26 protein-coding genes are annotated in these 24,213 nt (G+C 37.5%); 14 read left to right on the top strand and 12 right to left on the bottom strand.

Features of this window, described 5'->3' with window-relative positions; genetic code table 11:
* Nucleotides 1–37 precede the first annotated feature (37 nt).
* From RMB13_RS06705 to RMB13_RS06690, 4 genes are all read right to left on the bottom strand, one after another.
* The gene (locus RMB13_RS06705) at nt 38–1,189 is read right to left on the bottom strand and encodes a phospholipase A (RefSeq protein ID WP_311084750.1); all 1,152 of its coding nucleotides are present in this window, start codon (nt 1,187–1,189) and stop codon (nt 38–40) included.
* Between the two features lie 20 nt (nt 1,190–1,209).
* Nucleotides 1,210–4,149, bottom strand: coding sequence for an insulinase family protein (locus RMB13_RS06700; protein ID WP_311084749.1), 2,940 nt, complete (start codon nt 4,147–4,149; stop codon nt 1,210–1,212).
* A 251-nt stretch (nt 4,150–4,400) separates the two neighbouring features.
* Nucleotides 4,401–6,497 (bottom strand): TonB-dependent siderophore receptor, encoded by a 2,097-nt coding sequence (locus RMB13_RS06695; protein ID WP_311084748.1) that lies wholly within the window; start codon nt 6,495–6,497, stop codon nt 4,401–4,403.
* A gap of 144 nt (nt 6,498–6,641) precedes the next feature.
* Nucleotides 6,642–7,091: a GNAT family N-acetyltransferase gene (locus RMB13_RS06690; RefSeq protein ID WP_311084747.1), complete on the bottom strand. Its 450-nt coding sequence runs from the start codon at nt 7,089–7,091 to the stop codon at nt 6,642–6,644.
* A 112-nt stretch (nt 7,092–7,203) separates the two neighbouring features.
* Between RMB13_RS06690 and RMB13_RS06685 the strand changes: the two genes are divergently transcribed.
* The 8 genes from RMB13_RS06685 to RMB13_RS06650 all read left to right on the top strand — a co-directional run bounded on the left by RMB13_RS06685 (nt 7,204) and on the right by RMB13_RS06650 (nt 12,882).
* Nucleotides 7,204–8,208 carry an adenosine kinase gene (locus tag RMB13_RS06685; protein WP_311084746.1) on the top strand — a complete coding sequence of 335 codons (1,005 nt, stop codon included), beginning with the start codon at nt 7,204–7,206 and terminating at the stop codon, nt 8,206–8,208.
* A gap of 16 nt (nt 8,209–8,224) precedes the next feature.
* Complete coding sequence (locus tag RMB13_RS06680; protein WP_003652095.1) at nt 8,225–8,533, top strand: Rieske (2Fe-2S) protein; 309 nt, start codon at nt 8,225–8,227, stop codon at nt 8,531–8,533.
* Nucleotides 8,534–8,558: 25 nt separating this feature from the next.
* Nucleotides 8,559–9,167 carry an OB-fold-containig protein gene (locus RMB13_RS06675; protein ID WP_005040085.1) on the top strand — a complete coding sequence of 203 codons (609 nt, stop codon included), beginning with the start codon at nt 8,559–8,561 and terminating at the stop codon, nt 9,165–9,167.
* A 380-nt stretch (nt 9,168–9,547) separates the two neighbouring features.
* Nucleotides 9,548–9,742 carry a cytochrome oxidase putative small subunit CydP gene (gene cydP / locus RMB13_RS06670; protein WP_003652097.1) on the top strand — a complete coding sequence of 65 codons (195 nt, stop codon included), beginning with the start codon at nt 9,548–9,550 and terminating at the stop codon, nt 9,740–9,742.
* Nucleotides 9,742–11,328, top strand: a complete 1,587-nt coding sequence (locus RMB13_RS06665; RefSeq protein WP_004643065.1) for a cytochrome ubiquinol oxidase subunit I — start codon at nt 9,742–9,744, stop codon at nt 11,326–11,328. Before cydP ends, RMB13_RS06665 begins: the two co-directional genes overlap by 1 nt.
* Entirely contained in the window at nt 11,325–12,470 is a 1,146-nt protein-coding gene (gene cydB, locus RMB13_RS06660; protein ID WP_005040079.1) for a cytochrome d ubiquinol oxidase subunit II, read from the top strand. The genes RMB13_RS06665 and cydB overlap by 4 nt, the downstream gene beginning before the upstream one ends.
* Before the next feature lie 10 nt (nt 12,471–12,480).
* Nucleotides 12,481–12,582, top strand: a complete 102-nt coding sequence (cydX, locus tag RMB13_RS06655) for a cytochrome bd-I oxidase subunit CydX (RefSeq protein ID WP_000270276.1) — start codon at nt 12,481–12,483, stop codon at nt 12,580–12,582.
* Complete coding sequence (locus RMB13_RS06650; protein ID WP_128814366.1) at nt 12,583–12,882, top strand: cyd operon YbgE family protein; 300 nt, start codon at nt 12,583–12,585, stop codon at nt 12,880–12,882.
* 64 nt (nt 12,883–12,946) lie between these two features.
* Here the strand turns inward: RMB13_RS06650 and RMB13_RS06645 are convergent, their stop codons facing one another.
* From RMB13_RS06645 to RMB13_RS06625, 5 genes are all read right to left on the bottom strand, one after another.
* Entirely contained in the window at nt 12,947–13,618 is a 672-nt protein-coding gene (locus RMB13_RS06645; RefSeq protein WP_311084745.1) for a DUF2057 domain-containing protein, read from the bottom strand.
* 218 nt (nt 13,619–13,836) lie between these two features.
* Nucleotides 13,837–14,433, bottom strand: coding sequence for a nitroreductase family protein (locus RMB13_RS06640; protein WP_080027257.1), 597 nt, complete (start codon nt 14,431–14,433; stop codon nt 13,837–13,839).
* 188 nt (nt 14,434–14,621) lie between these two features.
* On the bottom strand, nt 14,622–15,734 hold the full coding sequence (gene ftsY / locus RMB13_RS06635) for a signal recognition particle-docking protein FtsY (RefSeq protein WP_005040068.1): 1,113 nt from the start codon (nt 15,732–15,734) through the stop codon (nt 14,622–14,624).
* Nucleotides 15,735–15,855: 121 nt separating this feature from the next.
* A complete protein-coding gene (locus tag RMB13_RS06630; RefSeq protein WP_003652108.1) occupies nt 15,856–16,182 on the bottom strand; it encodes a hypothetical protein in 327 nt (108 codons plus the stop codon).
* Nucleotides 16,183–16,280: 98 nt separating this feature from the next.
* Nucleotides 16,281–16,640 carry a hypothetical protein gene (locus RMB13_RS06625; protein ID WP_003652110.1) on the bottom strand — a complete coding sequence of 120 codons (360 nt, stop codon included), beginning with the start codon at nt 16,638–16,640 and terminating at the stop codon, nt 16,281–16,283.
* A 217-nt stretch (nt 16,641–16,857) separates the two neighbouring features.
* Between RMB13_RS06625 and RMB13_RS06620 the strand changes: the two genes are divergently transcribed.
* The 3 genes from RMB13_RS06620 (at nt 16,858) to RMB13_RS06610 (ending at nt 18,351) form a co-directional block, all read left to right on the top strand.
* Nucleotides 16,858–17,091 (top strand): hypothetical protein, encoded by a 234-nt coding sequence (locus RMB13_RS06620; protein ID WP_003652111.1) that lies wholly within the window; start codon nt 16,858–16,860, stop codon nt 17,089–17,091.
* Between the two features lie 308 nt (nt 17,092–17,399).
* On the top strand, nt 17,400–17,774 hold the full coding sequence (locus tag RMB13_RS06615) for a DUF2750 domain-containing protein (protein ID WP_003652112.1): 375 nt from the start codon (nt 17,400–17,402) through the stop codon (nt 17,772–17,774).
* 145 nt (nt 17,775–17,919) lie between these two features.
* On the top strand, nt 17,920–18,351 hold the full coding sequence (locus RMB13_RS06610; RefSeq protein WP_311084744.1) for a CBS domain-containing protein: 432 nt from the start codon (nt 17,920–17,922) through the stop codon (nt 18,349–18,351).
* Nucleotides 18,352–18,403: 52 nt separating this feature from the next.
* Here the strand turns inward: RMB13_RS06610 and RMB13_RS06605 are convergent, their stop codons facing one another.
* Nucleotides 18,404–19,612 carry an aspartate aminotransferase family protein gene (locus RMB13_RS06605; protein ID WP_005040061.1) on the bottom strand — a complete coding sequence of 403 codons (1,209 nt, stop codon included), beginning with the start codon at nt 19,610–19,612 and terminating at the stop codon, nt 18,404–18,406.
* 227 nt (nt 19,613–19,839) lie between these two features.
* On the opposite strand from RMB13_RS06605, the gene grxD reads away from it, so the two are divergent.
* Nucleotides 19,840–20,181 (top strand): Grx4 family monothiol glutaredoxin, encoded by a 342-nt coding sequence (gene grxD, locus RMB13_RS06600; protein WP_004643080.1) that lies wholly within the window; start codon nt 19,840–19,842, stop codon nt 20,179–20,181.
* Nucleotides 20,182–20,228: 47 nt separating this feature from the next.
* On the opposite strand, the gene RMB13_RS06595 is transcribed toward grxD, so the two are convergent.
* A complete protein-coding gene (locus RMB13_RS06595; protein WP_311084743.1) occupies nt 20,229–20,552 on the bottom strand; it encodes a hypothetical protein in 324 nt (107 codons plus the stop codon).
* A gap of 244 nt (nt 20,553–20,796) precedes the next feature.
* On the opposite strand from RMB13_RS06595, the gene RMB13_RS06590 reads away from it, so the two are divergent.
* A complete protein-coding gene (locus RMB13_RS06590) occupies nt 20,797–21,696 on the top strand; it encodes a LysR family transcriptional regulator (RefSeq protein ID WP_198079280.1) in 900 nt (299 codons plus the stop codon).
* A 52-nt stretch (nt 21,697–21,748) separates the two neighbouring features.
* On the opposite strand, the gene map is transcribed toward RMB13_RS06590, so the two are convergent.
* Nucleotides 21,749–22,543 carry a type I methionyl aminopeptidase gene (gene map, locus RMB13_RS06585; RefSeq protein ID WP_017392243.1) on the bottom strand — a complete coding sequence of 265 codons (795 nt, stop codon included), beginning with the start codon at nt 22,541–22,543 and terminating at the stop codon, nt 21,749–21,751.
* Between the two features lie 353 nt (nt 22,544–22,896).
* On the opposite strand from map, the gene brnQ reads away from it, so the two are divergent.
* A complete protein-coding gene (brnQ, locus tag RMB13_RS06580; RefSeq protein ID WP_311084742.1) occupies nt 22,897–24,198 on the top strand; it encodes a branched-chain amino acid transport system II carrier protein in 1,302 nt (433 codons plus the stop codon).
* Nucleotides 24,199–24,213: the final 15 nt, after the last annotated feature.

Raw genomic sequence — 24,213 nt, 5'->3', positions numbered from 1 at the left:
ATGCCGCTATAAAAGCGGCATTTTTACAAGTAAGGACTTAGTACCAATTCATGAGTGAAACACCCAAGCCCGCGTAGGTTGCTCGGTGGTTATAGTCAATTAAGCTTTCACCGTAACCATTAAACAACTGGAAGTGTCCACGCAGTTTGCCACTGATTGGAAAAGCCCAATCAAATTGAACAGCACCATGAGAATCATCACCACCTTTCAAAGAGTGACGCAACATTAAAGAGAAGTCATTTTCCTTCCACTTATAAAATGCTGTTAAATCACCACGACCGATGTAATTTTCCATATCAGGGTTATTATCATCCTTGCTGTCTTCTTCAATGCGAACCCACGGACGAAGCATTAAAGCAAAGTTACCACGCTCTAATCCCACATTAAAGATTACGCGGTTCCAGCTACGAGATAATGGATCTGAACGACCATTTGATTGGTGGTTTAAAGTAACCCCAAGTAAACGACCATCTAAACCAAGCAATTCATAGTTGGTTCTAAACATCAAACTTGCTTCAGGCTCATAATTCGTTTCACGGAAAGGACGAGATTCTTCAGCATTAAATGTCTGCCAACGTGAAGATTGTGTATAACCTAACCACAAATCACCATTGTTGCCAAAAATATTTTCCCAAGCTTTGGTCTTTAAAGAAATCTGAAATTTACTTTCTGTCGATTTCAGATTTTGATCTTCTGTCACCGTATTGTTTGGGTTCGGGCTATGTGGCAATTCATTTTTGTCACTGGTCCAGAATACAGGTAGCAAATAGACTGGTTGATAAGCACGGATATTCCAAACCCCTAGTTTACTTTTTTCAGACAACTCCCAACGTTGATCTAGTAAAGAAGTAGTAGGTTCAAGTTTTGGTGCTTTACCAATTATTTTGATATTACTCACTGTATCTACCACCTTCTCTTTAAAGGTTTCAGGTAGAACAGCAGGTGCATCAATTTTTTTAACAGGCTCTGGTACAGCCGCAGCTTGAATAACTGGTAAAGCTGCTGGTTTAAATACAGAGTCATAACAAGCCAGACGATCGGCATTCGAAGCAAGAGCAACACATGCATCTACTGTCGCAGGGGTTACAGGTGCCAAGGTGTCAGCATATGTCACAGACGCACACAAACAGCTAAGCACGATTCCCATGCTTAGCTGTAAAGATGTGCGTTCAAATTGTCTGAACGCCATGTTCATCTCCAATTTTTATTTTAATTAACTTGTTGAATGGTAAAACCTAATTGCTGCAATTCATCGCGTTTTGCAAATGGCGCAACTACAGCTTTTACAGGAGTTTGCTCAACTAAATATTGACGAGCAACACGTTGTAAATCCTCTAATATTACATGCAGCAAGCGTTCACGTAAGGTACGGCGGAAAGTTGGTGTTCTTGCATGCAACAATGCATAACATGCAGTAATCGCCTCACCCGCTGGTGAACCTGGTTTATCCATACTTGCAACAAGTCCAAGAATCGCTTCTTCAAGCTGATGAGGCTGTTGTTCCGCATTTAATAACCATTGCACACTTGCTTCAAAGTCTTTAAATGTTTCTGCTAAACGTGGGTCACGGTAACTATAAAAACGGAATGAACATGCATTCCCATCATAACTTGCTCCGCCACCATATGCACCGCCTTTTTCACGAATGGCACTGTGTAAAAACCCATTACGTAAATAAGCTGCCAATACCATTAAGGGAGCCGCATCTGGATGCGATACATCGACAGCCTGATAAGCAGAAGCACAGAACTGAACATTTGCCTGAATTAACCATGCTTCATGATTATTATCATTTGCTTGTTCTACGTGGGTTAACTCTGTTGTAGTTGCATCAACGTTTAGTTTATCCCAAACATTTTGGATTTCTTCAACCAAACGCTCAGACTGATGTTCTTCACATACAAGCAAGAACTGTTTAGGCGCTTGCAATAATTTACGATGAATACGTTTTAATTCTGAGATTAGCTCATCATAAGCTGCATCATCTTGGGTAATTTTAGCAACAAGCTCACCCAACCAGTTTAATGCACCTAAACCAGTGTTTTGATAATCACGTTGAGCCAAGGCACTCATATTACGTGATGCAATTTGCATTGCATAACTATGACCTGCGCCAGACAAACGAGACTGCCAACGTGTTTTACGTTGTTGCAATAACTCAATAATGCGTTCTTTCTCATCAAAACGAAGCTGTTCAAATGCTAACTTTAATAAATGAATTGCATCATTTTTTTGAGTCAACGATTTAGTCGTTAACGTTAACCAAGCACTAATTTTATCTTTATCGTCGACTTTACTACGTAAAGAAGCGCCCATTCCCAAACCACCACTTACAGCTGTTTGTAAGTTTTGCAGCTCAAGATAGTCATACTCACCTGCGCCCACTTCGCCCATCAAGATAGAAAGCAAATTGAAATAAGGTGACATTACAATATCTTCAGGAATTTGAATAAGTACTTGTTGATAGTAAATGCCATTCGTACCAGCATGATACAAATTCAACGGCGTATCCATGCGATTGCAAAGAATCTCGCGCAATTGACCCTGCACAATATGCAAGTCAGCAGGTACATCTTCCAAGCCTACTTTTGGTAATAATTCAAGGTTATCTGGAGTATCCTGACGTCCCTCTAAAGCCTTGGTATTAGCAATAATTTCAGCCTTATCAGCATCTGTTAGTTTTTCACCAATAGCAGCTAAACGTGCTTTTTCTGCCTCTTGCTCTTTTACAGATTTTGTTGGGTCTGGAACTAGAGTCATCTGTACGCGATGAGGGTTATCTAGCAAATGTGTTTGAATCAGATTTGATAACCACATTGGGTCTTTCAATTCTTCTTTAACTTGTGCAATTGCGCTGTCAACGTCCCAAATTTGAATTGGATCATTGTGGTGAATCGCACCGCTTAAGCCATTTAAAATTAGACTTAAACCATATGGTGTACCATCACCATTAATTTCACGTTGATGTAATTCAATTTGATGTAAAATTGCATCGACTAAATCGCTATCAATTGGTTTAGCAGCGACATCACTTAAAATATTTAAAACACCATCTCTAAAGCTTTCAGCATGTTCAGGATTTGAACCTTGAACACCACAATAGAAAGTCATTTCAAAATTACTGTCGTCTACACCCATTAATGGACCGGTTGATTGAGCATATCCACACGTTTCTAGGTAATGGCGCAGTGGTGAAGCTGAATTTTCTAATAAAATTCCTTCAACTAAACGCATTCCCAAACGCAATTTAACATCGTTTGCTTCAGGTAATAACCAAGATAAGACATGATAAGTTTTATCTTTTAAATCATCACTATCAACGCCATAATTTTCTGTTACTTCAATTGGCGCAGCTAAACGTTTTTCAGGCTTAGAATATAAAGTTGTACCCGCAGAAAACTTATTTAGAGCTAGTTTTTCAAATTGCTCTTGTAACTCATAAGCTGTTTGATTCCCGAAAGTCATAAACACTGCATTACTTGGATGGTAATGAGTTTTATAAAACTCGACTAACTGCTCATACGTTAAATCAGGAATATCTTTCGGATCGCCACCTGAATTGTAATGGTAGGTCGTTTCAGGAAATAAATGATGAGCCAACTGGTGATAAAGTTGGTCAGACGGCGCACTCATGGCACCCTTCATTTCATTAAAGACCACACCTTTATAAACAGGTTGTCCATTTTCAAGTTCAATACGAATACCTTCTTGAGCAAAATCAAGTGGATTCAAATTAGCGGCAAACGCCGCATCAAGATAAACAGAAAGTAAGTTTTGGAAATCTTTTTTGTTTTGAGTAGCAAATGGATACGCAGTCCAATCTGCTGCTGTAAATGCGTTCATGAACGTATTTAAAGAACGGCGAATCATTAAAAAGAACGGATCACGTACCGGAAACTTTTCAGATCCACACAAAGCGGTATGTTCTAAAATATGTGCCGTGCCTTTAGAGTCCATAGGTTGTGTTCTAAAAGCAACAAGAAATACATTTTCATCATAGTCAGTTGCCAAGTGATAATGCACAGCACCTGTAACTTTATGCTTATATTCAGACACTAAAATATCTAATGCTTCTACATGGTGCTGACGTAGCAACTGAAACGCAGGGTGAACAGTTTGAGAAATGGTTTCAGTGACATCTACAGTCATGTGATCTCCTAACATATCGGATAAGTGAATAAGTCTCATTATAGCCTGAGTCAGCTTGAGATTGGCGAACAAAAGCCAAGTAAAATACTATGTTTTTGTTGAGTATTAGTTTTCATTGGCAGGGCTTTGATATCAAGCACATAGCCATGAACGTTTTATCCTACCAGAACAAAAGCTTTTAATTCTATTTATATATTACCCAATAAATAAAAAAGCCCATCAAGTCGATGAGCTTTTAGAAAAACTTTTACTTAAAAACGATAACGAAGCGCAATTTGAGCATTTAATGGATCGCCCATCATGTTTGAATCATTGGCTCCACTATGTCCTGAAACGAAGTAATCGCGATCAAACAAGTTATTTAGGTTCAGGTTCACATCATAACGTTCACTTTGATAGCCTACTGCTGCATTTACAACAGCATAACCTGGTAACACGTTTTTGTTATCTGGCGCACTAAAACGTGATGATTCACCACGTCCACCAACAGCCGCATACCAGTGATCATTAATTTGATATTTCAACCACAAGTTTGCAGTGTTATTTGGGGTAAGCGCAGAATGATTGCCTGTAAATCCAATAGTAGACTCTTCAATCTTACCATCCATATAAGAATAACCTGCCAATACTGACAATTGATCAGTCAATTGACCTGTTAATGAAAGCTCAACACCCTTGGTTTTTTGCTCACCTGCTAACAATGCTTGATTTGGGTTTGCTGGATCTTGGTTTTGAATATTCGTTTGGCTCATCTCAAATAAAGCCAAAGTTACATTCAATTGATCATTTACATCCCACTTTGCACCGACCTCAATATTTTCAGTTTTTGTAGGTCTTAAATCATCGCTGTTTTTATAAAAAACAAATGAATCAGCCAAAGGCTGGAAAGATCGATTATAAGACGTATAGAGGGAAATATTGCTTACTGGCTGATAAACCACACCAATTCGCGGAGAATAAGTGTTATCAGTGCGGCTTAGATCCAAATTCGCACTCGTTTTATCATCTCGATCTTGTGACAAATTATCGTAACGCAAGCCAACTAAAACTTTCAGCTGATCTGTAACTGTCATTAAGTCTTGTAAATAGATACCGTAGTTTTCAAAGGTATTACTATTATTATTACGTGCAGCTGTTGAACCTGTATTAATCGGTGCCCAATATTCTAATTCAGGATTATACAAATCGGTTGTTGTTTTAGCCCCTTGCCAAAGTATTTCATCTTTGTGCTGCTTACTATACTCGGCACCAATCAAGGTATTGTGCTTTAAAAACCCTGTACTAAATAAGTTACTTAATTCTTGCTGAACATACACGCCATCTTCATTACGTAAGCGTTTGTTTTGAGTCAATTGAATCTTATCAGCTGGTAAGTTTTGATGTGAATCGACACTGTATTGACGGTCTAATGAATAGTTATAGTGACGAACTGCACCATGATATTTTAGATTATCATTAAACTCATGATCTAAACTCATGGTTTGGCTTGAAATTTCAGTATCAACATCACCAACCTCTTTACCGTTTAATGCACCATAAAAAGTTTTAGGATTTGTTTTAACAGGTTTACCTGTAATTGGATCTGTCGGAAAACCCTGATCTGCTAAACGATTATCATGCAAATAATCAGCCTGAATTAAAAGCTTCGTCTTATCTGAAATATCCCATTGCAAAGACGGAGCAACCGCTTGGCGTTTTAAAAAGGCCTGATCACGATAGCCATCTGAATTTTCAACTGCGCCAGTTAAACGAAACTTAACATTCTCTGCTACTTTTTCATTCACATCGACTTCTGCACGGCGTTGACCTGTTGTGCCACCAATAAGACTGACTTCACGCAAAGATTCGTCCATTGGTTTTTTATTAATTTTATTGACTAACCCACCAGCAGAACCACGTCCATATAATACAGAAGCTGGCCCTTTTAATACTTCAATACGCTCAACATTCGACATATCTCGAAAATACAAGGCATCATCACGAATACCATCTACATAGTTATCTGTAATTGCAGAAAAACCACGAATCATGACCTGATCACGCTGCCCATCACCCACACTAAAGCTCAAACCAGCAACGTTTTGCAAGGCACCTTGCATTGAGGTGACAGTTTGCTCTCTTAAAACTTGTTTAGGCACCACATTTACGATTTGAGGAACATCTTTTAATTGCATAAGTCCTTTAGTTGCGCTCGATGCTTGTCCCACTTCTTGTTTTAAGCTTTGTTCCTTTTCAGCTTTTACTGAAATTGTTGGAAGGTTGGTTACAGCCTGTTGCTCTGCCTCTACGGCATATACATGGCTTGTCATCACCCCAACTGATGAAATAAATAAAATAGAACGCTTCATGTAAGTTCGCTAAGAAAAATTTCATGCGAAGTTTCAATGAAATACACTGTATTTGTAAATATTAGCAAGAATCATTATTAATTGATAATATTTATTAAAAATATGAATTCAATGGCCTTGTTAAATCAGACCTGAGTTAAAAAATCATCTTATTCTTTTAGAAAAATTACTATTCGGCATATTTGTCTCGGAATACCCCATTTTCTTATAAAAAACAGCTGCTCTATGAGTGTCTGTATATAAAACTATTTGATTAAAATATTGTTTAGCGTGCTCTTCTACAGATCTAAGTAATAATTCACCTACACCCTGCCGTCTATATTCAGGATGTACATAAAATCGTCTCAACCTACCCACGTCTTTATTTAAAGTAGTATTAATTCCACCAATGGCAATTAACTGATTAGCATATTGCATACCATACAAAGCCTCTCCCACCTCGTCAAAACAGTTCTGGCCAGATTGATATTCACTTACCAATCTATTGATAAATTTAAAACCCTCACTTTGAGAAATTAAGCTTAATTCAACAATTTGCGTAGGCAATCTATCAAGTTTTTGTATCAAGAATTGATCTAAAGAATATTCAAACAACAATATTTCTCCACTTATATTTGAATTAACTGAATTTTATTCAACAAACTACAGCAAATCCAAGCAATGGTGTAAACTTAGCTACCTGATTTTTTTATTTGTGACAACACATATGGCAACTGTAGATCTTTTTGCAATTGGTAATGCATTAATCGACCAAGAATTTAAAGTGTCTGATGATTTTCTTAATCAACAAGGCCTGCAAAAAGGCACAATGCAGTTGTCCGATGGTGACACTCAGTCTGCTCTATATGCAGAGTTAAAACAGCATCAAGACTACAAAGGTCAAGCAAGTGGCGGTTCTGCAGCAAATACGACTGTAGCTTTTAGTGCATTAGGTGGAAGCGCTTTTTATGGTTGCCGTGTTGGTCATGACGATTTAGGTGCGATCTACCTACAAGGTCTAAATGAAGCTGGCATCCAGACCACACCAAAATCGATCAGTGAAGGCGTAACTGGCACATGTATGGTGTTAATTAGCCCTGACTCTGAACGCACTATGCACACCTATTTAGGTATTACTGCTGAACTTTCTCAAGATCAAATCGACTTTGAACCATTAAAAACAGCAAAGTGGCTTTATATTGAAGGTTATCTTTCTACAAGTGAAACGGCTCGTAAAGCTGTAAAACAAGCAAGAGAAATTGCAAAAGCAAATGGCGTAAAAATTGCCCTCTCTCTTTCAGATCCTGCCATGGTGCAATACGCTCGTGAAGGCTTGGAAGAACTTATGGATGATGGCGTAGACTTACTATTTTGTAATGAGCAAGAAGCCTTAATGTATACCAATACAACGTCTGTAGAAGATGCTCTTGCTCAATTACGTTTTAAAAATCATACCGTAGTCATTACACAAAGTGCCAAAGGTGCTTTAGTTTCTAACCCAACTCAACATTTCCATGTTGCGGGACGCCACGTAGAAGCAGTGGATACAAATGGTGCAGGCGATGCATTTGCAGGCGCGTTCCTTTATGCCCTAAACCATCACCAAGATTTGAATACAGCGGCTCAGTTAGCCATCTTAATTTCGAGTGAAGTAGTCTCTCAATTCGGACCACGTTTAGCTGTAAATGATTATGCTAAACTTCTTGAAAATTTTCAGAAGGAATGTGCTTGAAATGGAAAGGATCTGTATGACGGAAGAAGTTCCTGAGCGTGAAGCTAGAGCTTTTGACACTTTACAAGGAACTACTATTTTCGTTACGCAACGTGACGGCGCATTCTATGCTTATCAGAATTTATGCCCTCACCTACAAACTGAGCTTGAATATTTAGAAAATCAATTTCTCGATCAAGACCAAGAATACATCCAGTGCTCTACTCATGGTGCTTTATTTACTGTGGAAACAGGCGAATGTATTTCAGGACCATGTTTAGGTGATTTTTTAAATAAAGTTGAGCTTAAAGTACATTCAGATGGCGGTATCTATATCGTAGACTGAGACTATTAACATTAGAGTTTCTGCCATGGCTGATTTCTTTTTCAATTATTATCTTATGCCATTTCACTTAAGTGTAGTGGCTTTGATATTGCTCAGCGTGGTAGAAACCATTGGTATGTATATTGGACTCCGTCCAAGTCAGTTACTTAAAAAAATTGCACCGGATTGGCTTTCTAACTCACCACTACTTAATGTTAAATTTTCTAAAGCTCTAATTTTCGTTTTTTTACTCATCAACTTCAGTTATGCAGGTTACTTTTTACAACTCTCTTTCTTTGCAATACAGCATTATTTTATTTCACCATTTTATTTAATCGTCCCCGCACTTGTGATCGCAATCTTTTTTACTGTGTTCATGATTCACTGCCTTGACCAAGTGATTAAGCCGAAGCTTACACATACCAACTATAACCTTTTAGGGCGATTAGCGACTATTTCCAGTGGTAATGCCAGACCAGGTTTTTCTGCTCAAGCACGCGTACGTGATGAATTTGGTCAACTTCACTATGTTCAAGTAGAACCAGAATATGGTGAACTCGAATTATATTCCCAAGTCATTCTTGTCAGAGTGCATAAAAGCCATTATGTTGCCAAAAAAATCTCTATCTCAAACGATCTTTTCGCACCTGATTAATTCTTAATAATTCTTCTCATCCATTATTGCTTTTTGCAGGCTTCATTACGCCTGCATTTTATTATTTTCCGTCTTAATTAATTATTTATTATTCCGGGAACTTTAGTTGAAAATAAAGTTAATAAATATTATATACCAACCTTTTTAGTTGGTATTAAATTAAAACAAACCATTTTAATAAACTTTATATTTTTATTTACAAGTGTTTTAGTATGAATTAATAATCAATTCAAACTATTTTAGTATGGTATTTATTTTTAAATAATAAGTATTTGTTTTATATTAGTTAATTATTTAAATATTTATTTTAAATATATTTAATGTTTATTTTTATTATATTTTGATTAATAATAAAATTATTATCAAATGAGGTTTAATTTATGAGCCTTAATTTTCAAAATCTTAATAGTCGTTTAATTAAAGAAATCACTATTATTCTAATAATAAAAATAGTGCTTCTTTTAACGATTAAACATATTTGGTTTGATGCTCCCACCATCCCCAAAAATTTTGACAATCAGGTCGCCGAGCATATTGCTGGCGATAATATTTCCAACATTAAGGAGACACGTTGATGATTTCTGAAAGCGTGGTTGATCTTTCGCGGTTTCAATTTGCAATGACCGCAATGTATCACTTTCTTTTCGTCCCTTTAACTTTAGGTTTGGCATTTATCCTTGCCATCATGGAAACCACCTATGTCATTTCCGGTAAAGAAATTTACAAAGATATGACTAAATTTTGGGGAAAATTATTTGGTATTAACTTTGCGTTAGGGGTAACGACTGGCTTAACCATGGAATTCCAGTTTGGAACAAACTGGGCTTATTACTCACATTATGTAGGTGATATTTTTGGTGCGCCATTAGCAATTGAAGGCCTGATGGCATTCTTCCTTGAGTCGACATTTATTGGTTTGTTCTTCTTTGGATGGGACCGTTTAAGTAAGGTCCAGCATCTAGGTGTAACTTGGTTAGTTGCGCTAGGTTCTAATATGTCAGCGCTATGGATTTTAGTGGCGAATGGCTGGATGCAAAACCCTGTAGGTGCTGCATTCAACTTTGAAACGATGCGTATGGAACTAGTCGATTTCGGCGCACTTATCTTTAACCCCGTAGCTCAAGTTAAATTTGTACACACTGTATCAGCAGGCTATGTAACTGGTGCGATTTTCGTACTAGCTATCTCAAGCTACTACTTGCTTAAAAAACGTGATCTTCCTTTTGCTCGTCGTTCATTTGCAATTGCTGCGATTTTCGGTCTTGCATCTACACTTTCAGTGATTTTACTCGGTGATGAATCTGGCTATGAATTAGGGGATGTTCAAAAAACTAAACTGGCTGCAATTGAAGCTGAATGGGATACTCACCCTGCTCCAGCTCCATTTACTTTATTTGGTATACCGAACCATGAAGAAATGCGGACAGATTATGCAGTTAAAATTCCATATGCATTAGGTTTAATTGCAACCCGTTCAACAACCAAAGAAGTTACTGGGCTTAAAGATCTCATGCAGCAGCACGAAGTTCGTATTCGCAACGGTATGCTTGCCTATGCTGAACTTGAAAAATTACGTGCAGGCGATCGCTCACCAGAGTTATTAGCTTCGTTTGAAAAAAATCAAAAAGATTTAGGTTATGGCCTACTTCTTAAGAAATATGCACCAAATGTAGTTGATGCAAATGAGCAAAATATTAAAGCTGCTGTAAAAGATACTGTTCCAAATGTTACAGCACTATTTTTCTCTTTCCGAGCAATGGTTGCGTCTGGTTTCTTGATGCTATTACTTTTCATTTTAGCAACTTGGGCTGTAGCAAAAAGAAATGCTGAAAATAAACCTTGGCTACTTAAATATGCATTGTTTGCTCTGCCACTTCCTTGGATCGCTGCACAAACTGGTTGGTATGTAGCTGAGGGTGGCCGTCAACCTTGGTCTATTGGTGAAATTTTACCAACACATCTATCTACGTCTAGTTTAAGTAGTGGGGATGTATGGGGTTCGATTCTTGCACTAGCAGCGTTCTATACCGCACTTTTAATTATAGAAATGTACTTAATGATCAAGTTTGCTCGTCTAGGGCCAAGCTCTCTGCACACTGGTAAATATCATTTTGAAAAGCAAGAACCAAAAGCAGCTGTTAATGGGGAGGCCTTATCATGATTGAATATGAACTATTAAAAATCATTTGGTGGGTGTTAGTTGGTGTACTTCTGATCGGCTTTGCTCTCACTGACGGTTTCGATATGGGTTCCATGGCTCTCATGCCTTTCGTTGGGAAAACCGATAACGAACGACGTGCGGCCATTAATACGATCGCGCCTCACTGGGATGGCAATCAGGTTTGGTTTATTACAGCAGGTGGTGCATTATTTGCTGCATGGCCAATGGTATATGCTGTAGCTTTCTCTGGTATGTATTGGGCATTACTACTGGTTTTATTCGCCCTTTTCTTGCGACCAGTCGGCTTTGATTATCGTTCCAAACTTGAAAACACCAAATGGCGTAATTCTTGGGACTGGGGCCTATGCATTGGAGGCGCTGTTCCAGCACTTGTGTTCGGTGTAGCCTTTGGTAATTTGTTTCTAGGCTTACCTTTTGGTTTAGATGACACTTTACGCTCTGAATATACTGGCAGCTTTTTTGCTCTTTTAAATCCGTTTGCATTAGTTTGCGGTATTGTCAGTCTTTCAATGCTCTGTGCCCATGGCGGTGCATGGCTCATGTTGCGTACAGACGATGCTTTAAAGCAACGCTCTGCAAAAGCAACCCAGATTATGGCAATGCTATTTTTAGCTTGCTTTCTTGTTATCGGAGCTTGGTTGTATTTTGGTCAAATACCCGGTTATAGCTATGCAGTAGCAATTGATCCAAATGCTGCACTCAACCCTTTAGCAAAAGAGGTAGTTACCAATAGCAACCCTGGTTGGATGAACAACTACAGTACCTATCCAATTACTAAAGTTGCTCCAGTTCTTGCAATCTTAGGCGCAATCATTGCAATTATTGCAGCTTCAAAAGCAAAAGCAGGCTTAAGTTTCACTGGTACAAGTTTAATGATTGTAGGAGCAATTTTAACCGCGGGTTTTGCACTATTTCCGTTCTTACTGCCATCTAGCATTAATCCTAATTCTAGCTTGACGATGTGGGATGCTGTCTCAAGCCACCTTACTTTAGGCGTTATGACTGTAGCTGCCGGCATTTTTGTACCACTCATTTTGATCTATACCAGTTGGTCTTATTACAAAATGTGGGGAGTCATTACCAACAAACACATCGAGTCAAACTCGCATAGCTTGTATTAAGGAGAAGCAAATGTGGTATTTCGCATGGATCCTTGGCATTTTGATGGCATGTTTTGCAGGTGTACTCAGTGCACTTTATATCGAGCACCATCAAAATCTTGATGAGGAATAAATCATGGCAAAAGCAATGACAGCATCAAATCATCGAAAAGTTCAAGCATTCGCAATGGCCCTTTCATTTCTGTTGGCATTGCCTCTTGCTGCAATTTTGCTGGTTTACCCTTCACTCATGTTAGATGCAAACGGACACTACAATCATAGCCAGCTTATGCTGGTGATGATCGGTATTTCTGGTGGTTTCATTTATGGAGTGGGTTTTGTACCAAACTTCTGGTTATGGAAATGGTTATTTAGTCCATGGATAGCATGGCCTCTCATGCTTTTAGGCTATTACATCTGGTTTCTAACCTAAACAAAAAAGACCTCATGTGAGGTCTTTTTTCATTTCAATCAATTTAATAGATATTAATAGTAAATTAATTTGATTGTTCAGCTAGCCAAGCCATAAATTTTTGACGCTCAGTTTTTGAGGCTTTCTGCCAAGTTTCAACTAACCGTTGATCATTCGTTTGTGCTACCCCTGTTACTGGCATAGACGTTGGAGTTGGCACAACAACTTGAGCGGAAGTAGGTTTAGCCGATGCATACACTGCTTCAGGCTGTGGTTTAGATGATTTAGTCGTAAAGTCACTTACTTTACCCAGTAAGCCAGTTGCAAACCATGGTTTTGCTTCATTGTTTGCACCCGTTTGTTTCACAATTAATTCATTATTTGCACTATACAAAGCAACCGTTGGCTGCTCTGCATATTTCTTCGCATTTTCATAATCTTTAGGCACATCTACCATTGAAAGCTTGTAAGTTTTCCCATCTTGCAATGCAGGTGTTTGGATTGTAACTACACCAGATTTAACAATGTCATGCTCGCCATTTAAATGTTCAAAATATTCTTGGTAACGCACGCTTAAGCTAGTCTCACCCGCATCGACTTTATAGTTATTTTTAGATGAACGAAATAACCCAGAATTGACTTCTTGACCATTTACCGCAAGGATTACAATTTCCTCTGGCGCTGTAATTGTAACTGCTGAAAATACTGAACCACTGAGTAATAAACCAATTGCAGCAACACCTAATCTTAAAGTCATCTGTTTCTTTCTCTGTATTTGATAAGCTATTAAATCATGAGCAATATGCAATATGATTGTGACTATTTTATGACAGTGCAGTTATTGGCTAATTTTCAGATTTATTATTTTTAAAATATATATTTGAATTTCATCAGTTTCCGTTTTATTTAGTCCTTTTATTAATTCTAAAGACATAAAAAAGAGCACCTATCTTAGGTGCTCTTTTTAACTTTCAATTAGTTGAAAGTTTTGAAACGATCAGCATCATTAATAAATGCTTTTTCGCCTGCTGGTGCTTCAACTGAACCAAATACTAATTGAGCACGTAATTTCCAAGTTGTAGGCACATCAAATGCTTCAGCTGCTTCAGCATCAACAATCGGGTTATAGTGCTGCAAAGATGCTCCTAAACCAAGCTCTGAAAGCGCAGTCCAAGTTGCAAATTGAGCAATCGCGCTTGAATGTTCAGACCATACAGGGAAGTTATCTGCATATAATTCGAATTGCTCTTGTAAGCTTTTAACAACAGCTTGGTCTTCATAAAATAAAACCGTACCAGCACCCGCTACAAAGCTATCAATTTTTGTGTTTGTACCAGCAAAAGCTTCTGCAGGAACAATTTTACGTAATGCTTCACGAACTAAATTCCAAAATTTAGCATGAGATTCACCATATAGTGTCACTACACGTGAAGATTGCGAGTTAAACGCTGAAGGGCTATGTTTAACCGCTTCACGGATTGTCTCTTCAATTTTAGTGCGATCTAATGCAACATTTTTACCGATTGCATAAATAGTACGACGGTTTTTAATTTTATCTAAGAAAGTAGACATTTTGTTATTTCCTACCTATTTGATTGACCATGGGCCGTTGTTTGGGAATGAATACAGTGTATTGAACCCATTTTTTATAATCAGCATTAAAAATATGACAGTTCGTTTTATTTTCGCAACAATAAAAAAAAGATATACATATAAAAAAGCTTCACCATTTAGTGAAGCTTTTTATTGCTGACAACTAATTATTTATCAGTTTCAAACAGCGCAGCGACAAATGATTTAGCCGAGAATGGTCTTAAATCATCAATTTTTTCACCGACGCCAATGAAACGAATTGGCACATGGGTACGGCTTGCAATATTAAAGAGCACGCCCCCTTTCGCGGTTCCATCTAACTTGGTAATTGTAATACCAGTTAAACCCACAGTCTGGTCAAACTCTTGCACCTGGTTAATCGCGTTTTGCCCTGTACCCGCATCTACGACCAACATAATTTCATGAGGTGCAGTAGCATCAATTTTTTGCATAACGCGCTTAACTTTTTTAAGTTCTTCCATCAGGTTGCTTTTATTATGTAAACGACCTGCTGTATCTGCGATTAATACATCAATTCCCTTAGCACGAGCACTCTCAAAGGCATCAAAAATAACAGAGGCACTATCAGCTCCATGACCTTGGGCTACAACTGCGATATCGTTACGTTCACCCCAGATTTGTAATTGCTCTGTCGCTGCAGCACGGAATGTATCACCAGCAGCCAACATCACTTTTTTACCTTCACCTTGCAAACGTTTCGCTAATTTACCAATAGTTGTGGTTTTACCAACACCATTTACCCCAACCATTAAAATCACATAGGGTGATTTGTTCGGATCAATATGCAAAGGCTTAACACGTGGAGCCAACAAAGCAACCAACTCTTCTTGTAAAGCTTTATAAAGAGAGTGGGAATAGATCAAATCACCACGAGCAGTACGCTCTGTTAAATTGGTAATGATCGTTTTAGTTGCCTCAACACCAATGTCTGCAACCAATAATTGCTCTTCGACTTCTTCGAGTAATTCATCGTCAATTTCCTTTCCACCAATCAGGATATTAACCATTCCATCAGCGAAATTACGACGAGTTTTGGTTAAACCTTCTTTCATCCGGCCAAAAAAACCAGATTTTGGTTGTTCAACCGCTGTTTCTGTTGAAGCCGATTCAACTTTGGCTACTTCAATGTTTTCTTGTGATTTAACAGGAGATTCAACGATGGGAACATCGATAGCAGGTAAATTAGGTAATGTGACATCGTCATCACCGATCTCAGCATCTATCAAGAATTTATTTTGCATATTCGATTGTTGCTCCATGCGGATTCCTTGAAAAGCAGCGCGTTTAAAAAGAGAAAGTTTAGCATAAATTCAAAATTTTGCCTGTCGCAATAGCACTCAAAAACCTTTGAAAAAACAAGATTTGCTTTTATTCACTCATTTACTGAGTATCTTCCTGAGCGAGAGCTGGATATTGCTTAACATGAGCACCTTCAAATTGGTAAGCATGCATTAACTTTAAATACTCTGCCCGATGAATTTCCGACTGAGCTATAAGCAACTCAGCCATGTCTTGTGTTCTTGGATAAGTCGCCTGATGAGACAGTTGGATAATTCGTTGATATTGATCCGGACTAATAGGCCGAAGTAATGCTAAATATGACAGCACAAAAATACAGCCAATGACAATAACCACAAATAGGTTAAAACATTGATCAACTTTTAACTCAGACTTTAATTTAAGAAAATTTTGTTTGAATATGAGCATGACCTACCTCGAATTAGTGTAGTGTAGGGTTCAATGCACATAAGCACAAGATCAAACATCCAGTAAGGTTAATAATCGTACCTTACTGGATAGTATGCTTAACTTATTAGTGAACGAATGACAGAAAAGTATAAAATTGCCGCAATAATAACCAAGACTAAAAACATGGCAAAAATACTTAACCCTTCTTCTGCATCTGCTGGATGCAACTCATCTTCATCGGCAATTTTTCGAAGCTCCCCATCATAGACTTGATAAAACCAGTTTTTTTGGGTGGGTTCTAAATGTCCTGCAAAATCAAATACCCTTTTGCGCTGTGCAAGACAATAATCCCCTAAATGGATTTCCTCATGGAAAATAGCTTCATCTAATAATTTACGGTGATAATGGGCCAGTTCTATGATTTGTTCCTCTTTAGGCGGAGTATCAAAAACAAAGCCATCGATTGTATTTGTCATATTTTATTCTCCTTGTCTTTTATTCTCATATTGATTTTAATCAAAATTATTTGTGAATAATGTTTAATCATGTATCCTAATAGTGAACTAAGCGATATGCACTAATAGTTGACAAATCCATCAATTTGTAATATTAGTTTAATAATTCTAAGTTAAATTAATTTAAAGGCAGTGGCCTTTAGAAAAAAGTAATCATAATTACAATAAGGAGTTTTCTATGATTCAACGTATCTCTCATCATGATTTAGAACATGTATATGCAACTGCAGTAAACACAATTCATTCTCAAATGAACTTTCAAGATGCAGTTACACAGTTAGAAGAAGTTGCTCGCGCTGGGCACGGTAAAGCTGCTCTATTCTTAGCAGAATTGTATTATCAAGGTTTCCGTGTTGAACGTGACTCACTTAAAGCACAATATTGGCAAAAGTTAGCCACAATGCAAGCATAAAGAAACGTCACTTAGGTGGCGTTTTTTTATGTCTGTAAAAATTCGATATAAACCAATTCATCCCTTATCTCTTCTTGCGCTTCACCAAAGCTTAATCGCTTTGTTTTGCTCAGGTGGCGTTTTTTTATATCTATAAGAACCTAAAATTGTCAATTTATCTAAAGCCTTACTTCGCCACTTTAGTCATGGCTCAGGTGGCCTTTTCTTTAGCTGTGAATATTTGTTTACGATTTGATACCTGTTTAAACTGAAATGTCATCTATTTTTTCTATAATAAGCAAGACAAGTTAAGAACCATTAAATTGACAATGAATAGTTTAAGCAATCTACAACCGGTTTCAAAAGACTTGATGATTAAAATTTATATTTTAAGAACCATGATGTACTGCGGAGTTCTTTGGGGATTATTTCATCAAGGTTGGGCAATAAAATCGGATCAGGAAGATTTTATTTTTCCATTCTGGCTCAATGGATTGCAAGCTCACCGCTACGCCAAAGAACATTGGCCACATTACAAACCAAGAAGAATTACCCCCAAAGATTTTCATGAATCTTTATTGCCAACATTAACCCGACTCAACGTTACACCAGCTTTGTTTAATTCTTCTCACAGGAAGTTGAAATTATCTACTCAGCAAATGCATCATTTCTTTTTTAAACATCCGCACTGGCAAGAAGCCTAAAGTTTTCTTTAGGTTCTTAACCACTATATAGAATGCTTTTTGAACGCTTGAGTGTAAAACTTGTATTTGAATGACTATCAAGTCTTTGCATTTTTATAAAATCAAGCTAATTTAAAACAAAATGATAAAACATGGGATAGAAGAAATGACAATCGTTGCACAAGTAATCAAAAACAAATCAGAGCAAGATATTTTTACAATTTCTTCAGAAGCCACTGTCCTTGAAGCTATTAAAATCATGGCTGACAAAGGAATTGGTGCGTTAGTCGTAGCCGATGGTGAAAAAGTTGTCGGAATTTTATCTGAACGTGACTACACGCGCAAAGTGACGCTTATGGAACGTTCTTCATATAGCACTACAGTCGCTGAAATTATGACATCTAAAGTACTTACTGTAAGTTTAAACAACACAGTTGAAGAGTGTTTACAGTTAATGACAGATCGTCACTTACGTCATTTACCAGTATTGGACAATGAAAAATTAGTTGGTTTTATCTCTATTGGTGACTTGGTAAAAGCAGCAATGGAAGATCAGAAAAACTTAATTGAACAGTTAAAGCAGTATATCTCTGGGTAATGCTTTGAAATAAAAAATGGGCACATTAAGTGCCCATTTTTTATACTAAAACTTAAAGATAGCTATTAATCAAAGTAACTAAACGCTCTAACAAGTCATCGGCCTGCGCTTGAGTCATATTAATAGGCGGTAATAGACGAACTACCGAACCTGCTGTAACGTTGATAATAAGCTTATGTTGATCACGAGCAATAGCAACGAGTTCAGCACAGTCTTTAGGCAATTGAATACCAATCATCATACCAAAACCACGCACTTGAACATTCTTGTCAGCTAACTTTGAACGAAGTTGATCAACGATATAGCGTCCTACTACCGCCGCATTTTCTACAGCATTCTCTTTTTGAATTGTATCAATGACTGTATAAACCACACGAGAACCTAGTACAGTACCGCCATAGGTGGAACCATGACTACCAGGTCCCAATAAACCAACAGCTTTACCTTGTGTCATTACAGCACCCACTGGGAAGCCATTTCCGAGTCCTTTCGCAGTCGTTAGGACATCAGGCACAATGTTGGTGTGCTGATATGCAAAATATTTACCAGTACGCCCATTACCTGTTTGAATTTCATCTAGCATCATAAGCCAGTTATGCTGATTACAAATATTGCGGACTTCCTCAAGATAGCTAAAGCCTTGAGGAGCAGTATTAATACCACCCTCACCTTGAATTGGCTCAATCAAAATTGCAACAATATCTGGATGCTGCAAAGCGGCTTCCTGAATTGCTTCCACATCACCAAATGGCACACGAATAAAATCATTCACCAAGGGAGCAAATCCATCTTGTACTTTTTTATTACCAGTTGCTGAAAGTGTTGCCAAAGTACGACCATGAAATGATTGTTCTGCCACAATAATCTTTGGCAAACGTACGCCTTGTTGAGTACCAAATTTACGAGCAATCTTAATCGCACCTTCATTAGACTCAGCACCACTGTTTGAAAAGAAGATCTCTTCCATGCCAGAAACCTCAGCAAGCTTCTGAGCAGCGGCAGTTTGCCAAGGGATTTCAAATAAATTACTTGTGTGCACAAGTGTTGCAGCTTGTTCAGCAATTGCTTCTGCAATGACTGGATGTGCATGACCTAAACCACATACAGCAATACCAGTTAAGGCATCTAGATATTCTGTACCATCTTCAGTATATAGATATGCCCCTCGGCCTCGTACAAAACTGATCGCTTGGCGACCATAAGTAGCCATTAAGTGTGATGGTTGATCAGGTTGTATTGGAGCTAGGGTAATATCAGTCATAACGAACTCTGTCTGTATGAGGTTTTAAGAAGGGTTTATATAAGCAAAAACTGGCTCTGATGAAAAGTCTCATCAATCATTTATCTAAAATTTCGTCCGCTTTTCGCTATCACTTCGGTTTATACAATAAAATATTGAAGATTCAATGCAACTTTAAGTAATCAGGTGGTTTGCAAAGCGATGTAAACACCCCCTATAATGCTGCTAGATTAGTTGAGGATCTATTTATGACTGAACAAGCACGTGATACTGAAGCGTTAATCCGCGATCAAATTGCGAAGCATCCCGTTTTACTTTACATGAAAGGCACTCCACAGTTTCCACAATGTGGTTTCTCTGCACGTGCTGTAGAGGCGCTCAGTCAAATTGGTCGTCCATTTGCATATGTAAATATTTTGGAAAATCCTGATATTCGTGCAATCTTACCAGCAATTGCGAATTGGCCTACATTCCCGCAACTTTGGGTAAATGGCGAACTTATTGGCGGTAGCGATATCATGCTTGAAATGTTCCAAAATGGTGAATTAAAACCATTAGTTGAACAATATAGCGCAGCGCCAGAAGCGTAAATAATAAAAAAGCCAATCAATAGATTGGCTTTTTTATGCTCTCAACTTTAAAAATCGCTCACTCCAACATAGCGAAATAAACCCTCCACACCTAAATCAGATTTTAAAACAATCAGATTCTCATAAGGTGTCGTAGTTAGAGCTTCAAAAATATTCATATTTGGATCTTCGTGTAACTCATCCACACTCTGATTCATGCACTCTTCAAATCGATCTGCAACAAATTCGAATCCCAAATCCATAGCAATAAATAAAGTATGTTCACATGGCTGAACGTATTGTTCTTGTGCCCAGTCAATTATCGCTTGGTTGCAAAATGGACACTCAATATTCGTAGAGGCATCGTTAAGTTCTAACAATTGATAAGGCATTAGATTTGAAAAGTAGAGAAAAATTATAGTGTAGAAGAAATTGATTAATAGTTCTATAGACAACCTATAAACGCAATTAAAACACACACACAAGAATTACAACGTAATTACAATATAATTTCAAATCTATCTCCAGCAATTAGATAATGAATTTATCTCCTGCTTACAAAAAATTTAGTATAAGAATTATCGTTGCAAAAATAATGATGTAAAATCATGGTTGTTGCAGAAATAGGATATTTTAATGCTCACTGATCTTGATGATTTTTATTGTTTTGCTCTCGTTGTTGAGCATGGTGGCTTTAGTGCTGCTGAGCGTGTAACGGATATACCAAAATCAAAATTAAGTCGTCGTGTGTACAGCTTAGAAGAAAACTTAGGTGTTCGCTTAATCCAACGTAGCTCTCGACATTTTGCCGTTACAGATATTGGAATGGATATTTATAGACATGCTCAAGTCATGATGAATGCGGCGCAAGCTGCCCATGATTTGGTTGATCACTTAAGTATTCAACCTAGAGGTGTAGTGAAGGTTAGCGTTCCTGTTGATATTGCTCAAAATCAACTTCCTAAAATCCTGCCTGCTTTCTTAAAAAAATATCCAGAAATTCGTTTGCAACTTATGGTCAGTAACCGTCGAGTAGATGTCATTAATGAAGGGATAGATATTGCTTTACGTATTCGCTCAAAACTGGATGACGATCCAAGTTTAGTTCTTAGACAGTTTGCCCTTATACAACAAAGCCTATTCGCAAGTCAGGCATATCTAAATGAGTTTGGAGATATAAAAAATCCAGAACAACTTAGTGAACATCGCATTTTAAGTTTATCTGAAGAGCATCTTGATCAACAATTCATTTTGCATGGCCCTGACAATCAGCAAAAGAAAGTCAAAGTCAGTCCTACTGTAATGGGTACAAATATTCACATGTTAGCGCAATTGGCTAGTCAAAACTGTGGCATCGCTTTATTACCAGAGAGCGCAGCAGAAGATTTCGTAAAGTCTGGACAACTCCTACCAATCTTACCAGAATGGAAAGCACCACATGGCATATTTCATGCAGTTTATCCATCACGCCGAGGGTTGCTGCCTGCTGTCAGAGTGTTTATTGATTATTTAGTAGAACATCTTTCTGAACGTTAAAATTACTTAAAATAAAAAAGTTCGATAAATTATCGAACTTTTTTTATATTTTTTAAATTGCAGGATAATTTCCCACACCTTCGGGCCATGGTGTTAATAGTTCAAAGCCAGTATCTGTTACTGCAACCATATGTTCCCATTGAGCAGATAACGAAAGATCTTGAGTAATGACTGTCCACCCATCATTTAACTCTTTCACTTGCGGCCTACCTGCATTCACCATAGGCTCAATGGTAAAAACCATCCCTTTCTTTAAGACCAAACCTTGCCCACGCTGCCCATAGTGCAAAACATTGGGTTGTTCATGATAGACCTTACCAATCCCATGCCCACAATATTCTCGAACAATACTATAGCCTTCTCGGTGAGCAACCGATTGAATAGCATAACCAATATCACCTAATGTAGCTCCTGGCTTAACTGTATGAATACCAGCAACCATCGCTTCATAAGTTGTATCAACAAGTTTTTTTGCTTGTGGGTTTACATTACCCACAAAATACATGCGGCTCGTATCACCAAAATAACCATCTTTAATAATTGCGACATCAATATTAATAATATCGCCATCTTTTAAAATTTTATTCGGCGATGGTATTCCATGGCAAACAACTTCATTGACTGAAGTGCATATCGTTTTTGTAAAACCGTGATATCCCACATTAGCAGGGATAACTTTTAAATTATTTACAATATAATCATTACAGAGGTTATCTAAATATTCAGTAGATACGCCTGGTTTAATATAGGCCTCTATCATTTCTAAAACTTGCGCAGCCAAGCGTCCAGAAATTCTTAATTTTTCCAGATCTTGTTCAGTTTTAATGGTAACAGTAGAAGCTCTCATTCAATTCTATCCTCGCAGACAAGAAACATGCCCGTCCCTACAAAACCTAAGGTAATTCAAAATATTTTAGGATGAATATAAGTCAGACCAAAAGCCTAAAATGCTCAAATATCCAGCATTCACAGTAAAAAATTATCTTTTTATTCTTACATATTTTTTATAAAAAGTCAGAACTTAAAAAGAAGTTCTTTTGCCCTTTTAATGCCTTTTCAAGCACATACTTTAACCAAACAATCGCGTATAACACCATATATCGTTTTAACCACCCGAAAAAAAGCTTTTTCACATAAATTAGCGCTTGAACATGATTGCTTTTGCTCTAAAATTCCTTCTTTTTTATTCACTTTTAATTTATGCAACATCTTCGCACTGGAGATATTATTGCCTTAGGTTTTATGACCTTTGCCCTTTTTATTGGTGCTGGCAATATTATCTTTCCTCCCATCGTCGCTCAACAAGCTGGTGAACATGTCTGGTTAGCTGCTCTAGGCTTTTTGATTACGGCTGTCGGCTTACCTGTAATTACCATTATGGCACTCTCTCGCATGCAGGGATCCATTGAAATTATTAGTTCTCCCTTAGGTCGAGTAGCAAGCCTGATTTTAACTGTTGTTTGTTATTTATCAGTTGGACCTCTATTTGCTACCCCACGTACAGCTACTGTTTCTTATGAAATTGGGTTTTCCTCTTATTTTGGAACCTCAAGTAGCAGTCTTTTAATCTATAGTGCAATCTATTTTTCATTTGTAACTGTAGTTTCACTCTATCCAAACAAGCTTTTGGATACAGTAGGACATGTACTTGCCCCGCTAAAAATTATCGCTTTAGCAATTTTAGGCATTGCAGCGGTCATGATTCCTGCGGGTTACGTTCCTGCACCAATTAATCATTACGTTGCGTCTCCTGTTTCCGAAGGTTTCGTAAATGGCTATCTCACCATGGATACCTTAGGTGCCTTGGTATTTGGTATTGTTATTATTCAAGCGATTTACTCTCGCGGTGTAACTGATAAAAAGTTAGTCACCAAATATGCAATTATTGCCAGTCTCATTTCAGGTGTTGGTCTTACTTTAGTTTATTTAAGCTTATTTAAATTAGGTTTAGGTAGTCATGAAGTAGCACCAAATGCAGCAAATGGTGCAGTAATTTTACATGCATATGTACAGCATGCTTTTGGAAATATGGGTTCATTATTCTTAACTGGACTAATCTTTTTAGCATGTATGGTTACAGCAATTGGCTTAACTTGTGCGTGTGGTGAGTACTTTGCTCAGTTAACGAAATTACCATATAAGCTTTTAGTATTTATTTTAGTTGGTTTCTCTTTCATTATTTCGAACCTAGGCTTAACTAAACTAATTGCTATATCAGTACCTGTCTTAAGTGCAATCTATCCACCTGCAATTGTGGTGATTATGCTGAGCTTCTTTTGGAAATTTTGGCACAAACCTTCTTTTATTGTCGGTTCAGTAACGAGTGTTGCTTTAATTTTCGGTATTATTGATGGTCTTAAAGTGGCAGGTTTCAGTAATTATTTACCTGAATTTCTTCAACATTTACCATTAAATGAACAGAACCTAGCTTGGTTGATCCCATCTTTAGTTGTTCTTGTAATTACCGTAATTATCGACAAAGTTAAATTCAAAAACATTTAATCTAGCGGCTTTTTT

Source organism: Acinetobacter sp. V102_4 (assembly GCF_031799005.1).
Classification (GTDB): Bacteria; Pseudomonadota; Gammaproteobacteria; order Pseudomonadales; family Moraxellaceae; genus Acinetobacter; species Acinetobacter calcoaceticus.
Note: the sequence above shows the minus strand (reverse complement) of the source record. Positions and strands in the feature narration are given on the sequence as shown.